The following is a 13,645-nucleotide window of genomic DNA, read 5'->3' as shown; positions in this document are numbered from 1 at the left end:
CAAATTGAGATTTCTGAGAGGTTATATGTTGAAAATGAGGCGTTATATCTAACTATTACGGAACTCGTTAATAAAGAGCAAGAATTTCCTGAAACACATTCTATAGTATTTATTTTGCATAAATGTTGTCTTATAACAGTTCGTTACGTAGAATTAATACCCTTTAATGACTGTATAAATAAATTTGCTAAACAGCTTAATAACAAACATAATGCAGAAAATATTTTATTTATGTTACTTCGTAATATGGTAACAAGATTATCGAATATTGTACAGTCGATTAGTATGGATATTGATGATTATGGACGTTTAATACTTGATAATAATATTAATGATTTGCGTATAGATCATACCAATGTATTAAAGAAAATAGGTCGAAAAGGTGATTTACTTTCTAAAAGCCGTGAGTGTTTATTTTCTTTAACTATGGCTATTCAATATATTTTAAAATCTCCACAAATAACTCACAATAAAGCATCTAAGGATCTATTAGATACATTGCTTCGAGACGTAGACTCAATAATTAATTTTTCACAATTTATATCTAGCGAGATTGCAAGAACCCTAGACGCAGCACTCGGTATGATTGCAATTGAACAAAATAATATTATTAAAATTTTTTCGTTGGTTACTATATTTTTTCTCCCACCCACTTTAATAGCTAGTATTTACGGCATGAATTTTACCGTAATGCCTGAGCTTAAATCACCGTATGGTTATCCTATAGCCTTATTCTTAATGCTATTATCTACAATTATTACCTATAAATATTTTAAGAAACGGAAGTGGTTGTAAGTTTTTATTGAGAATAGTTCGATAGAATTTTGCATAAAAATCAATGACCGTATTTTATAGTCAATTGATTTGGACTCACCTACATCATTATTCGTTGCTTTCCTATTAGTTATAGGTTTCGTGCCTTGCGCCTTTTATGCAAATCTCATTGAATTGACTATATTACCAACAGTTAAAATTTCTTAAATTTCAATTTAATAATAATTAGGATTTAAATATGAGCGAATTAGATTTTGAAGTAGAAAAGACAAGTTTTGTAGTAAGTGTTATTGATACTATTGAAGAGTATATAAAAGCAGAATTTTTATTTGACTATGAAAAGCAAAAAGAAAATTTTCAATATATCCAAGGTGATTTAAATAATTTGGAATTGCCTGAGATTATTAAAAATTCTGCAGTCATGCAAGAATTCTTTAGATTAAAATCAGAATTTAGGAAATATATTAAAGATAAAAATTATGAATTTTTTGCAGAAATATATAAAAAATCAAGTATATCTATAGAAGAGAAATTTGTAGAAATAGATACAAAATAGAGCGTATTAAAAACGATCAACCTGAAAATGAAGAAAAAAAGGCTTGGGAGTAGAATAAGAGTAATGAATTAGAGCGAAAAGCAATAGAAGAGGTGTATAAGAAAAAACAAGATAAGGAAAGTATAGATAGTTATAAACAATTAGGGGCAAGGGTACGAGCGGTAAGAGCTAATCATCAATAGAAAAGATGGAAGATCATTTTTTAGTGAAAGAGAAAATATTAAGTGCAGAAGAAATGAAAGCTATTATTTCAAATCATGAATTATTAAATACATTAGCTAGTTATAATGATATAGCTAGTGCAAATGCAGTAACAAAATTATTTGAAATTGCTCGTAATTATTATGAAGATGATAAGCACAAAGGCATCAATGAACTTGGAGCAATAAACGATACAAACAAAAACAACTTATCTTCTTAATGAAAATATTTAAAAATTATTGAAACAAAAGCAACTTAGTTTTAAAGATATTGATTACGTAGTTGGTCATGAGTTAGATAAGTTATGTGAGTTAATAGCAGGAAATAGTACAATCCTTACTTTTAATAATGATCAAATACATAACAGTAATGATTTTGTGATTTAGCAATATTAGATAGGTTAGAAGAAACGCTCAAAAAGTGAGTTGATGATTTTACGGTAAATGATGAGCGGATAAAATTCTATAGAACACTAACAGAAGAAAATAATAAAAAATTCTTTTTTGAAATTGGAAGTTAATAAAATGGTGTTCCGATACCATAACTTATAAGGAACTATTGCAGTTGTTACCTAGTAAAAATTTTATTAGATCTCTTAAAAGATAGAAATTTATATAAATTAACAGAAAAAATGACTATTTCTAAAAATGAGTTACTTGAGATGTCAAAAGGGGCATAAGAAAATTATTTAAAAGAAATAAAGGTTGAAGATTTTTTAGATATTCATTTAGACTCTATGCATATGAATACTCTTAAACTTATTATAGCATCAAATGTGATTCTTAGTAATATCTCATTCAATTCTGATACTACCGTCATTATAGAAGCAGGAAGGTCTTTGAATATCGTTGGTACACTAAATCTAGTATCAGGCAGTACTTTCAATATATCTAGTGAGGGTACATTAGGGTCAAATATTGTTTCAAAAGGTATAATAGAAAATATAAATAATGGTCAATCAGTAATTAAGGAATCACTTCTGAAATTCTTTTAAATAATACTATTGCACTCAATTTAAATTGTATGGAAGAAAATACGGATAATAATTCAGATACAACAATATTGGGAAATACTGATCCGGAGATTTAATAAATAATATTGCAAGTTCTTTCTAAACTCTATTTTTATTCGCAACTAGGGATAAGATTGTTTTAAATCTTATCCCTTTTTTGCCGGTTACTTTATAGGCCTTATTTTCAATGCTATTATCTATATAAATTATCAACTCTAAATTTTTATAAATACTATATAGCTTTATATGATTTTTTCTTATTAAAAACTTAACAGCTATGAATAAAATACCCACTCTATCTTGACTTTTATAAAAATTACCATATTATGTGGTAATTCCCATAGAATATGGTAATTAAGTTAATTATATAAGGATATAAATATGCAAAAAATATTGTTTAAAGGCCCGAATATAAGTATGAAAAATGAAAATCCTGATATCAAGGAAATAAAAACCTTAGCTGACTTACCTTCAAGTACAGGTAGTGAATATTTTATATATGCACATGGATCAGAGTTTTTCTATAAACCTACTAATTTAGGTTTATGGGGAAAAATTAAATCATATTTTATGCCTGAGCCTTCTTACTTATCAATGAGTATATTTTCTGATGAAGGTACAACTTCTGTGTTAGATATTACACTGCTTAATAAAATACAAAATAATACCATTGCAAATCAATGTAATATTGTTCATATATTTTCTTGTCATTCAGGAGCCGCTCAACATCATTTAGATTGGATACAGGGCAACATGGTGTTATGCACTTATAATAAGGCCAGCGATGCAAATATTACACTATTAGCTCAAAATAATTACGATGCTAGAACACAAAATGACTTTTCATTAATTGAATATATAAGAGATAATTTTCATCTATTAGTAGCATCAGATTTTAGTATAAGCTATAAATTAGACGATCAAATTTATAGTTTTTCTTTAAGTGCTAATAAAATTAAAAAGATGCAAAGCATAGAGGAGTTGCCGGCTTTTCTACATAAAGAATATAAAGCTTTTGTAAAATTTTATAAAAATATTCATGCGAAATATCATGAATCATATCCTGAAATATTTAACTTAAATATAGAAACAAAGCCGCAAGAATTAACATACGATGACTTAATCAGGGTATTTAGTAGAGCTTTAACCTTAGAAACATATAATTTTAATAAATTTTCTCTAAGCAAGATAGAGACTATGTTAAATCAGAAAGGATTATACACTGATAATAGTATAGGGGACGCTATAGAGCAAGGGAATTCTGAACTATTAATTTGTTTACTTAATTATGGTAATACTAAAGTAAGTACCTATAATCTTGATAAGGCTATAGAGAAAGGTGATTTAGCTATTCTAAAAGCTGTACTTGAGCATAGTACTACAAAAATAGAATTATATAATCTTGATAAGGCTATAGAGAAAGGTGATTTAGCTATTCTAAAAGCTGTACTTAAGCATAGTACTACAAAAATAGAATTATATAATCTTGATAATGCTGTAGAGAAAGGTGATTTAGCTATTCTAAAAGCTGTACTTGAGCATAGTACTACAAAAATAGAATTATATAATCTTAATAAGGCTATAGAGAAAGGTGATTTAGCTATTCTAAAAGCTGTACTTGAGCATAGTACTACAAAAATAGAATTATATAATCTTAATAAGGCTATAGAGAAAGGTGATTTAGCTATTCTAAAAGCTGTACTTGAGCATAGTACTACAAAAATAGCATCATATAATCTTGATAAGGCTATAGAGAAAGGTGATTTAGCTATTCTAAAAGCTGTACTTGAGCATAGTACTACAAAAATAGCATCATATAATCTTGATAATGCTGTAGAGAAAGGTGATTTAGCTATTCTAAAAGCTGTACTTGAGCATAGTACTACAAAAATAGCATCATATAATCTTGATAATGCTGTAGAGAAAGGTGATTTAGCTATTCTAAAAGCTGTACTTGAGCATAGTACTACAAAAATAGCATCATATAATCTTGGTAAGGCTATAGAGAAAGATGATTTAGCTATTCTAAAAGCTGTACTTGAGCATAGTACTACAAAAATAGAATTATATAATCTTAGTAAGGCTATAGAGAAAGGTGATTTAGCTATTCTAAAAGCTGTACTTGAGCATAGTACTACAAAAATAGAATTATATAATCTTAGTAAGGCTATAGAGAAAGGTGATTTAGCTATTCTAAAAGCTGTACTTGAGCATAGTACTATAGAGGTAGGTAGCTCTAATATTTATACGGCAGAAGAGACGCATAATTTAGACGTTATCGAATTAGTAAAAAAATATTATAATTCTACTATAAATACTATTACGTCTGAAGAAAATACTATAGATACAACACTTACTGTAGTAGAAGAAGTACCGGCATTAGGAGAGGGGACAGAGGGAGTATAAGTAAATTCAATATTATTCCCGTGGAAGGCTTGCTTGCATGGCTTGAAAAACCTACTCGATGTCATTCCCGCTTTCGCGGGAATGACATAAAACGAGCCATGCCACAACGCAGCGACTGCAAGAAGTGTGGCAATCCATAAAAAATAGTAAAAAATCTGTACATCAGAATTTTGTACTGGATTGCTTCGTCAAAATTTTCAATTTTTCCTCGCAATGACGGCAAAACCAAGCCACGCGAGTAATGCCAAGTCATTTCAATAGACCTCTTCGGAAACTCTACTTCTAGAGGTAATTTGTACGTCGATCCGGTACTTGAATCCTCACGTACTCTTTTGTATGCTGCGGTTCTGTGTTCCGTGTCTCCTTCAAATTCCTCTCTATAAGCGAGTTTCCGAAGAGGTCTATTGAAATCTAAATATTTCTTAGAATTACTTTACTTAATTCATAATTCAAGTGTGAGAAGTTTATCTCTTCAAATCCTTTTCTCGGAATAATAATCATTGCAAATTTTATAGCCTTAAAGCTAGAATCACTAACAATAATTCTAATTAGATGTCGTATACGCCGTTTAATTTTGTTGCGAACTACAGCTTTTTTATTTAGCTTTCTGCTAACTTTGATTCCTAAAAAGGTGTTATATTTTGATTCAAGGAAGATTTTTGGAAGTTTTGTGGCGATTACCAAAATAAAATATCTCTCATGGAGCTTCTTTCCAAGCTTATTTATAAGCTCAAATTCTTTTTGATTTTTTAAAGAGGTAATAGACAATTTGATAAATCAGATTATTTTAAGCAGATAATTTATGTCTACCTTTAGTACGACGTTTTTTTAAGATTGCTCTTCCGGTTGGAGTAGCCATTCTAGATCTAAAACCATGTCTTCTTTTTCTAACTAAATTACTAGGTTGAAATGTACGTTTCATAATATTTATACCGAACGAAAATAAAAATTAATTATTATAAATATGTCATCCCGTGGCTTGACCACGAGATGACATTAAATACTTAAATATGTGCTTTTGCTTTTTCTACGATACTTACGAATCCGTCACTGTTATTGACGGCAAGTTCTGCAAGTACTTTACGATCTATATCGATTTCTGTTTTTTTAAGAGCTCCCATAAATTGAGAGTAAACAAGCCCATGTTCTCTTACTGCTGCATTTATTCTTTGAATCCATAAGCCTCTAAAATCACGTTTACGGTTTCTACGATCTCTATAAGCATATTGGAGGGCTTTTTCTACTTTCTCAATAGCTACTCTAAAACAGCTATTTGCTCTACCTCTATAGCCTTTGGCTAATTTAAGGATTTTTTTATGTCGATTTTTGGAAATTTTTCCTGATTTTGCACGTGTCATTGCTTTAGCTCCTAGTTAATTAATTTATACCGTACGGTAAAAAATATTTTTTAATATTATATCTGTCTTGAGGACAAAGTATTGTAGTTCCTCTAAGGTTACGAATTTGAGCTTTAGTACGACGACGCATAAAATGTTTTTTACCTGCTTGAGATGCAATAACCTTGCCGCTAGCAGTAAGTTTAAAACGTTTTTTTACGGCAGATTTTGTTTTTAATTTAGGCATATTGTTCCTTATAATTGGTATTTCTAGGTTTAAACGGTAAAACATTAGGCATACCAAAGCCATATGACCGATGAAACCTAGATAATAGTTTTTTTTATTAGTTATTGCAAGATTTTTTTATAAAAATGTACTATAATGTTTTTAATCAATCGATAATAATTTAAAAATGTTTGGACAAAATCCTAAAAGAAGCATATTAAACGGTGACGGTACTCAGTTAGAGGTACAGTCTATTTTTAAGACTATACAAGGGGAGGGCATTTTTGTAGGTTGTCCTGCGATCTTTATTAGGCTTGGAGGATGTAATCTTGCTTGTAATTTTTGTGATACGGAGTTTGAAGATTTTGATTTAGTAGATATAGATAAGATTTTGAATAAAGTAGAAAGCCTGGCATTAAATTCTAAAAATGAAAAATCGATTAATTTAGTAGTAATAACAGGCGGTGAGCCGATGCGTCAACCTATAGAGTTATTATGTCAGAAGTTATTAGACCGAGATGTTAAAGTTCAAATAGAGACTAACGGTACGTTATATCGTTCTTTGCCGAAAGAAGTGTCTATAATTTGTTCGCCGAAGGTAGGTAAAACCGGTTATAGTAAAATAAGAGAAGATTTATTGCCTAAAATTAGTGCGGTGAAATTTATCGTTGCTAAAAATATTTTAGAATATAGTCTCATACCGGAAGTAGGGCAAACCTCTTATAATATACCGGTTTTTATTCAACCTATGGATCAAAACAACCAAAGACTTAATGGCGAAAATAATGAGTTAGCAGTAAAATTAGCATTAGAAAGCGGTGCTAGATTATCTCTGCAAACTCATAAATTTTTAAATATCCCATAGATTTAGGTTGCCGTATGACTCCTTTTCATCACCTAATAATATTACTATTCCAACGTTACCATTGTCAGAATTAGAAGGGTAAAGCTCTTTAAAATTTTTAATTATAACGATATAATTTCCCTAATTGTCTTTGTTGTTCTACAGAAGGGAAAGGTAAGATAATTTTGTCAGCATCTATGTTGCTTTTTGATGTTGATGTTATCATAGATTCAATTGAACTTTCGGTACAGAATTGTTGGAGTTGTACTACATTTAATTACCTGCCTTTCATTGTCTAAATTAGAAACCTTCGCATTTTCTGCTTGTTCTCTAACATTTGTTTGGTAGCACATATGTAATATACTAAACTAAATCTAAGTGAATTTTGCATTCCGGTTCTTTATTTTTAACAAGAGTATTGATGCATAAGAATCGTCATCTTCACTCTCGCTGTCACGCCCAATATAGTCAGAGTCAGAAGAGTACATAATAGATTCAAGGAGAAAATCCTTATTATATCCTTGGCAGTAATTTCTTCTCCACAGTTTGAGGGATTTGCACTATGCTTAGGTTGTATCTGTTTCATAATTTCCTTACAAAATAATTTCGGTTAGAACTAAATTTCTTTTCAATATCCAATAAATTAAAGAATTTTAACTAAGGAATATATTACTCCTATATTCTAATCAAAAATTAATTTACTTGAATTTTGAATTGTAATTAAGTATGATAATGAAGATTTATTATAAGTTAATATGGAGTAATAATGAGTGAAATATTAGAACTTGAAGCGGAGTCCCGTACGGAATTCGGTACGGGAGCAGCAAGAGCATTAAGAAGAGCAGGGCGTGTGCCGGCTATTATTTATGGAGCGGGTAAAACACCTGTTAGTATTTCTTTGGAAGAAAAGGAAATAACTAAATATTATAGAAAGCCGGCTTTTATCTCTCAGTTAATTAATTTAACAATTGATAAGAAAAAATATAAAGTATTGCCGAAGGCTGTAGAATTACATCCTGTTACGGATATAGTACGCCATGTTGATTTTGTCTTTTTAGAAGAGAAAACCCAAAAAATGGAAGTACCTGTAGTATATGAAGGGAAAGAAAGAGCTTTAGGCGTTAAAAGAGGTGGATACTTTAATATAGTAAAAAGAAGAGTTACTTTATTATGTGATGTTAATAATATCCCAAGAAACGTAACTATAGATGTTACTAATATGCCTATGGCTACTTCGCTAAAATCGTCAAAAATAGAATTACCGAAAGGATGTAGTTTTGTTACAAACAAAGAATTTGTCCTTGCAACTATTATAGGACGTAGAGGAGCAAAAACTGAAGCTGAAGGGGAACAACAAGCCGCTGAAGCAGGGAAGTAAGATAATTCTCACGATAAGGACTTGCTTAGATACTTAAATCGTTATTGCGAGGATTCGTAGGCGTTGTTGTTTGGCTCGTTTTATGCCATTCCTAGCTAGAAGCGGGAATCCGGTAATCTTGAATTGTCATACTGCCAGCTTGTAGCGGTATCCAGTCTTTGTTAATTTTTTTTCTGGATACCGTGGTCAAGCCACGGTATGACATCGAGTAGGTTTTTCGATCCACTCAATAATGCTGAGCTAAGAATGGCATTATTCTGTACTTCTTGCAAATCAATACTTCTTCAAAAATTTTCCATTACTAGTTATTAGGTAAATTATTATGCTTCTTGTTATTGGTCTTGGTAATCCAGGAAAAGAGTATCAATATACGAGGCATAATGTCGGCTTTATTGCTATAGAGAAAATAGTAAACCAATATAATTCATCATTTAGTACAAAGAAAAAATTCAATTGTGAAATTGCTGAAACTATTAGTGATGGACAAAAGATAATTTTTATAAAGCCTACCACCTATATGAACTTGTCCGGTAAGTCAGTGATATCGGTGAAAACATATTATAATATCTACCCCGCAAAAATCTTTGTTATTCATGATGATATTGATTTAGAAACAGGTAGAATAAAATTTAAAACTGGTGGCGGTAATGGCGGGCATAATGGTTTAAAGTCGATTGATGGGGTTATAGGTAATAATTATAACCGGATTAGGATTGGAGTCGGTAGACCGCAAAATAATCAGGGTGTAGCAGATTACGTACTTAATCATTTCTCTAAACCGGAGTATGAAACAGTAATGCAAGCTATAGATAGAATCACTAGTAACTTTGGTTTAATATTAGAGAATAAGTTAGAAGAATTTAAGAATAAGATAGCTTGATATATTCAATGTTATTCCTACGACTTGATCGACGTTGCTGTGTGGATGATACCAACTCGTCATTGCGAGGAAAAACTGTAAGTTTTGACGAAGCAATCTCAGGAATTCTATACTACTTCATGAGATTGCCACGTTGATGCTATGCATCTCCGCGCAATGACGGGAAAACGATATTAAAACTAAACAGCAAAGAAGCAAAGATTTATGACACAAAATTTTGAAATTGTTTATGCTGATGCAATGGATAGAACTTATAGCACTATAATTATTGAGGCTTTGAACAAAGATGCTAGAGAACAAAAGGGGTTAGTAGGAGATATTGAATCTTTTTCATTTTCCTGTTTAGATCAGGATAAAAATTTTGTTGTAGGAATTAGCGGTATGAGTTCTTGGGGGGATTTTACATTGATTCACTCTTTGTTAATGAAAATATAAGAAACTAAAATTATGGTACTGTACTAATGCAAAAGGTTGAGGATTTAGCACGTGAACGAGGCTGTAATTTTATTCATCTTGTTACTATGGACTGCCAAGCAAAATCGTTTTATGAGAAACTGAGGTATAAAATTGAATTTGCTATGCACGGTTGCGAAAAAGATTCTATAATGTATTATTTACGGAAAAATTTATGACACTAAAACTCGGAATTGTTGGGTTGCCGAATGTCGGTAAGTCGACGTTATTTAATGCCTTAACGGCAAGTCAGGCTGCAGATGCCGCTAATTATCCGTTTTGTACTATTGAGCCTAATAGCAGCAAAGTTTTAGTGCCTGATGCGCGTTTGCATAAACTAGCAAGCTTAGCCGGAAGCGGTAAAATTATTCCGTCTTATATTGAGTTTGTCGATATTGCAGGGCTTGTTAAAGGAGCAAGCAAAGGGGAAGGGCTAGGTAATAAGTTCTTATCTCATATCAGGGAAGTCGATGCAATACTGCATGTACTGCGTTGTTTTGAAGATGAGGATATAACGCACGTACATAACAAAGTCGATCCGCTGCATGACCTCGAGATTATTGAAACGGAATTAATACTTGCCGATATAGAATCGGTTGAAAAGCGTTTAGCTACAAGTGAAAAACGCTTGAAGTCAGGCGATAAAGCCATGGCAGAGCAGATAGAGCTGTTAAAAGAGGTTTATAAGGTATTAGGTGAGGATAAACCTGCAAGAGTGCTAAATGAAGCTTTAAGAGTTGATAATTTAAAACAATTGCAGTTAATTACCTCTAAGCCCGTTTTATATATATGTAACGTACTTGAAAAAGATGCAGCTATAGGTAATGAATTTACAAAATTAGTAGCGGAAAGAGCAAAGAAAGAAAATGCTAAAAGTGTCGTAATTTCTTCAAAAATAGAAGCTGAAATTGCTTTACTTGAAAGCATGGAAGAAAAGGAAGAGTTTTTAAAATTTATAGGTTTAGACGAAACAGGGCTTAATAAAGTCATTAAAGAGGGGTATAATCTTTTAAACCTTAAAAGCTTTTTTACTATAGGACCAAAGGAAGCCCATAGCTGGACTTTTAAAGACGGCACACTTGCACCGGCTGCTGCCGGTATTATTCATACCGATTTTGAAAAAGGTTTTATCAGAGCAGAAGTTATCGGCTATAAAGATTACATAAATCTCGGTAGTGAAGCAAAAGCCAAGGAAGTAGGTAAAATGCGTTTAGAGGGTAAAGAATATAAAATGCAGGATGGGGATATAGTACATTTTAGATTTAACGTTTAAATAACGATCAGCTATGAAAACAATTTGACCAAAACGGTCTCTTGAAGTGCAAGATAGGCTTGATTATATAGTGCAGCAAATTTTGGCTGTTGCCAAGGATAAAATTGTCCTGATTATCTTGTATGGCTCGTATGCTAGAGGTGATTGGGTTAAAGATATGTATACGGAAGATCATACTACTTATAGTTATACAAGTGATTTTGACTTTTTAGTAGAAAAAAAGGTAAATTTAAGGAGCATGCTACTTTAAGGGTAGAATCTAAGATAGAAAAAAGGTTAGAACAAACAGGCTTAAGAAAAGCCGAGGTTTTTTCGCTAGAACCTTGGATATCTATAATATGCGAATCTATAAGTGAGGTAAATGACAAGCTTGAAAAAGGGCGTTATTTTTATACCGACATTAAGAATGAAGGTATTCTTTTATATGATAGTGGCGAGCAGCTTTCTCGAGCTAAAAATTTGCCTTGGAGTGAAGTAAAAGAAATAGCTAAAGAAGATTATGAATACTGGTTTGGTAGAGGCAAGAGTTTTTTTATTGATTGTAAATACCCATTAGAAAGAGGTGATTTTAGTAAAAGTGCTTTTGAGCTGCATCAAGCCACTGCAAGTGTTTACAGTAACATTTTATTAGTGTTTGCCCGTTACAAACCAAAGTTACACGATATAAGAACGCTAGGTGGATATTGTGCAAATTTATAATGTTGAGCTACTTAAAGTATTTTTGCAATCGTCTCCCGAACAAAAAGAATGTTTTGAATTACTAGAAAAAGCTTACGTTGATGCAAGATATGATAAAAATTATAGAATTAGCAGAGAGCAGTGACTTTACTTGATTGAGAGAATAGAAAGATTAAAAATGATAATGGAAAAATTTTGTTTGGAGCGGATTAATCGATAAAACTCGATGAACCGAAATAAAAAAAATCATTTATGAAAATTATTGCGAAGATTCCGGCATGGATGCTTCTATGCTTATTTATTTTATCACCGACTACGGAAACAATTTATACTTCAGGATTACCGAGTTTAACCAAATATTTCGGCATTGACGGCGGTCTCACTCAAATTACATCTACATTATATTTTCTATGGTTTGTGCTTGGTATATTATCACTCGGCAGATGATCGGATATTTACGGTAGGAGACCTATAGCTTTATTAGGGCTTTTTATTTATGTTGTATCTTCAATTATTAGCATTTTTGCAGTTAATATAGAAATGCTGATGATAGCTCGTGTTGTGCAAGCTTTCGGTGTAAGTGTAGGTTCTGTTATTGGGCAGGTATGGCTGGAGACTCCTATCAAGGCTTAGAGTTATCATATGTCTATGCTAGCTTATCTCCGTGGCTGTTATTTATCCCTTCTCTAGGTTCATCTATAGGGGACTATATTATAGAATATGCAAGCTGGCATTATGTTTTTGTATTTTTTAGCCTTACCGATAATATATTATAAAGTTTTACCTGAAATAAATTCTTATATAGATTTTTCCCAAAGCAGTAAATATTTTGAGGTTTTGCAGGTAATTATTAAAGATAAAATTCTTTGGTTATATGCTTTTATCATCGGTGCATTTAACGGCATATATTACGGCTTTTTCATAGAAGCTCCTTTTATTTTGATTGATAAAATGAAAGTTTCGCCATCTTTTTACGGTAAATTAGCGTTTTTGTTATCTTTTGCCGCTATCTTTGGAGGCTTTTTAGGAGGGGGTATTTAATAAAAAAACGCCATGTACACGATAAAAAAGTTATGGGTTTAGGATTTATTTTTAGTTTGTGCGGTTGTGTATATTATTTGCGGTAAATGCTTTTATATTAGAAGTTATTTCAACGAGTCATAATCTTGCAATCGCTATGATATGTGCACCGATGATGATTCATATGGTTGGGCATAATCTACTTATCCCTATGACGCTTAGTTATGCACTGAAGGATTATGCTAAAGTAACAGGTACGGCAGGATCTATATTTGGTGCAATATACTACGTAGTTATCGCTGCTGTAACTTATTTGGTTTCTAAAATACACGGCCCAACGATAAGCAATTTTGCTTTATTATGCTTCGTTTTAAGTATTAGCTCTGCTATTTCGTTTTACTGTATTTGGATTTTATATAAGAAGAAAAAGTCAAATATTCCTAACTAAACACAGGTGTCGTCATTGTGAGCAGCTGTGGCGTTGTTGTATGGCTCGAAGAAAGCGTTCGATTTCATTCCTGCGAAAACAGGAATCCAAGGTAAAGCGAGATAAATCGAGCGTTTAGTTTTAAAAGTCTAGCATATTTATACTTTTTTGACTGGATTC

19 protein-coding genes and 2 pseudogenes (1 of these 21 only partly in view) are annotated in these 13,645 nt (G+C 31.6%); 16 read left to right on the top strand and 5 right to left on the bottom strand.

Annotation, left to right across the window (positions count from 1 at the left end):
• The 6 genes from RC_RS04705 to RC_RS04680 form a co-directional block, all read left to right on the top strand.
• A protein-coding gene (locus tag RC_RS04705; RefSeq protein WP_010977540.1) for a magnesium transporter CorA family protein crosses the window boundary here: on the top strand, positions 1 to 795 show its 3' portion. Its footprint begins 165 nt before the window's first position; 795 of the gene's 960 nt are visible here — the last part of the coding sequence; its start codon lies off the left edge, out of view; its stop codon occupies positions 793 to 795.
• Positions 796 to 1,012: 217 nt separating this feature from the next.
• Positions 1,013 to 1,330 (top strand): hypothetical protein, encoded by a 318-nt coding sequence (locus tag RC_RS04700; RefSeq protein ID WP_010977539.1) that lies wholly within the window; start codon positions 1,013 to 1,015, stop codon positions 1,328 to 1,330.
• A gap of 187 nt (positions 1,331 to 1,517) precedes the next feature.
• Positions 1,518 to 1,751, top strand: coding sequence for a hypothetical protein (locus RC_RS04695; RefSeq protein ID WP_010977538.1), 234 nt, complete (start codon positions 1,518 to 1,520; stop codon positions 1,749 to 1,751).
• A gap of 19 nt (positions 1,752 to 1,770) precedes the next feature.
• The gene (locus RC_RS09650) at positions 1,771 to 1,917 is read left to right on the top strand and encodes a hypothetical protein (protein ID WP_016830870.1); all 147 of its coding nucleotides are present in this window, start codon (positions 1,771 to 1,773) and stop codon (positions 1,915 to 1,917) included.
• Positions 1,918 to 2,267: 350 nt separating this feature from the next.
• Positions 2,268 to 2,525 (top strand): hypothetical protein, encoded by a 258-nt coding sequence (locus RC_RS04690; protein ID WP_010977537.1) that lies wholly within the window; start codon positions 2,268 to 2,270, stop codon positions 2,523 to 2,525.
• A gap of 399 nt (positions 2,526 to 2,924) precedes the next feature.
• Entirely contained in the window at positions 2,925 to 4,949 is a 2,025-nt protein-coding gene (locus RC_RS04680; protein ID WP_010977535.1) for a hypothetical protein, read from the top strand.
• Positions 4,950 to 5,208: 259 nt separating this feature from the next.
• Here the strand turns inward: RC_RS04680 and RC_RS11070 are convergent.
• From RC_RS11070 to rpmI, 5 genes and pseudogenes are all read right to left on the bottom strand, one after another.
• Positions 5,209 to 5,355, bottom strand: a pseudogene (locus tag RC_RS11070) (palindromic element RPE1 domain-containing protein); the annotation flags it as partial.
• Positions 5,356 to 5,360: 5 nt separating this feature from the next.
• Positions 5,361 to 5,717 (bottom strand): ribonuclease P protein component, encoded by a 357-nt coding sequence (gene rnpA / locus RC_RS04675; protein ID WP_010977534.1) that lies wholly within the window; start codon positions 5,715 to 5,717, stop codon positions 5,361 to 5,363.
• A gap of 19 nt (positions 5,718 to 5,736) precedes the next feature.
• Positions 5,737 to 5,871: a 50S ribosomal protein L34 gene (gene rpmH, locus RC_RS04670; protein WP_010977533.1), complete on the bottom strand. Its 135-nt coding sequence runs from the start codon at positions 5,869 to 5,871 to the stop codon at positions 5,737 to 5,739.
• A gap of 82 nt (positions 5,872 to 5,953) precedes the next feature.
• On the bottom strand, positions 5,954 to 6,307 hold the full coding sequence (rplT, locus tag RC_RS04665; RefSeq protein ID WP_004997919.1) for a 50S ribosomal protein L20: 354 nt from the start codon (positions 6,305 to 6,307) through the stop codon (positions 5,954 to 5,956).
• Positions 6,308 to 6,326: 19 nt separating this feature from the next.
• On the bottom strand, positions 6,327 to 6,533 hold the full coding sequence (gene rpmI / locus RC_RS04660; RefSeq protein ID WP_010977532.1) for a 50S ribosomal protein L35: 207 nt from the start codon (positions 6,531 to 6,533) through the stop codon (positions 6,327 to 6,329).
• A 166-nt stretch (positions 6,534 to 6,699) separates the two neighbouring features.
• Between rpmI and RC_RS04655 the strand changes: the two genes are divergently transcribed.
• The 10 genes and pseudogenes from RC_RS04655 (at position 6,700) to RC_RS09160 (ending at position 13,486) form a co-directional block, all read left to right on the top strand.
• The gene (locus tag RC_RS04655) at positions 6,700 to 7,377 is read left to right on the top strand and encodes a 7-carboxy-7-deazaguanine synthase QueE (RefSeq protein WP_004997925.1); all 678 of its coding nucleotides are present in this window, start codon (positions 6,700 to 6,702) and stop codon (positions 7,375 to 7,377) included.
• 745 nt (positions 7,378 to 8,122) lie between these two features.
• Positions 8,123 to 8,734 carry a 50S ribosomal protein L25/general stress protein Ctc gene (locus tag RC_RS04650; protein WP_010977531.1) on the top strand — a complete coding sequence of 204 codons (612 nt, stop codon included), beginning with the start codon at positions 8,123 to 8,125 and terminating at the stop codon, positions 8,732 to 8,734.
• Positions 8,735 to 9,056: 322 nt separating this feature from the next.
• Entirely contained in the window at positions 9,057 to 9,614 is a 558-nt protein-coding gene (gene pth / locus RC_RS04645; protein WP_010977530.1) for an aminoacyl-tRNA hydrolase, read from the top strand.
• Between the two features lie 204 nt (positions 9,615 to 9,818).
• Positions 9,819 to 10,049, top strand: coding sequence for a hypothetical protein (locus RC_RS04640; protein WP_010977529.1), 231 nt, complete (start codon positions 9,819 to 9,821; stop codon positions 10,047 to 10,049).
• A gap of 26 nt (positions 10,050 to 10,075) precedes the next feature.
• Positions 10,076 to 10,246, top strand: coding sequence for an acetyltransferase (locus RC_RS04635; RefSeq protein WP_010977528.1), 171 nt, complete (start codon positions 10,076 to 10,078; stop codon positions 10,244 to 10,246).
• Positions 10,243 to 11,340, top strand: a complete 1,098-nt coding sequence (gene ychF / locus RC_RS04630) for a redox-regulated ATPase YchF (protein ID WP_010977527.1) — start codon at positions 10,243 to 10,245, stop codon at positions 11,338 to 11,340. The genes RC_RS04635 and ychF overlap by 4 nt, the downstream gene beginning before the upstream one ends.
• Positions 11,341 to 11,422: 82 nt before the next feature.
• Positions 11,423 to 11,590 (top strand): nucleotidyltransferase domain-containing protein, encoded by a 168-nt coding sequence (locus tag RC_RS04625; RefSeq protein ID WP_152023041.1) that lies wholly within the window; start codon positions 11,423 to 11,425, stop codon positions 11,588 to 11,590.
• A 209-nt stretch (positions 11,591 to 11,799) separates the two neighbouring features.
• Positions 11,800 to 12,039 (top strand): HEPN domain-containing protein, encoded by a 240-nt coding sequence (locus RC_RS04620; RefSeq protein ID WP_010977525.1) that lies wholly within the window; start codon positions 11,800 to 11,802, stop codon positions 12,037 to 12,039.
• Positions 12,026 to 12,163 (top strand): hypothetical protein, encoded by a 138-nt coding sequence (locus tag RC_RS09735; RefSeq protein WP_004997939.1) that lies wholly within the window; start codon positions 12,026 to 12,028, stop codon positions 12,161 to 12,163. The genes RC_RS04620 and RC_RS09735 overlap by 14 nt, the downstream gene beginning before the upstream one ends.
• A 107-nt stretch (positions 12,164 to 12,270) precedes the next feature.
• Positions 12,271 to 13,486: pseudogene (locus RC_RS09160) on the top strand (Bcr/CflA family efflux MFS transporter).
• Positions 13,487 to 13,645 lie beyond the last annotated feature (159 nt).

Source organism: Rickettsia conorii str. Malish 7 (assembly GCF_000007025.1).
GTDB classification, from domain to species: Bacteria; Pseudomonadota; Alphaproteobacteria; order Rickettsiales; family Rickettsiaceae; genus Rickettsia; species Rickettsia rickettsii.
The sequence above is the reverse complement of the archived record's forward strand: the minus strand, read 5'-3'. Positions and strand labels throughout refer to the sequence as shown.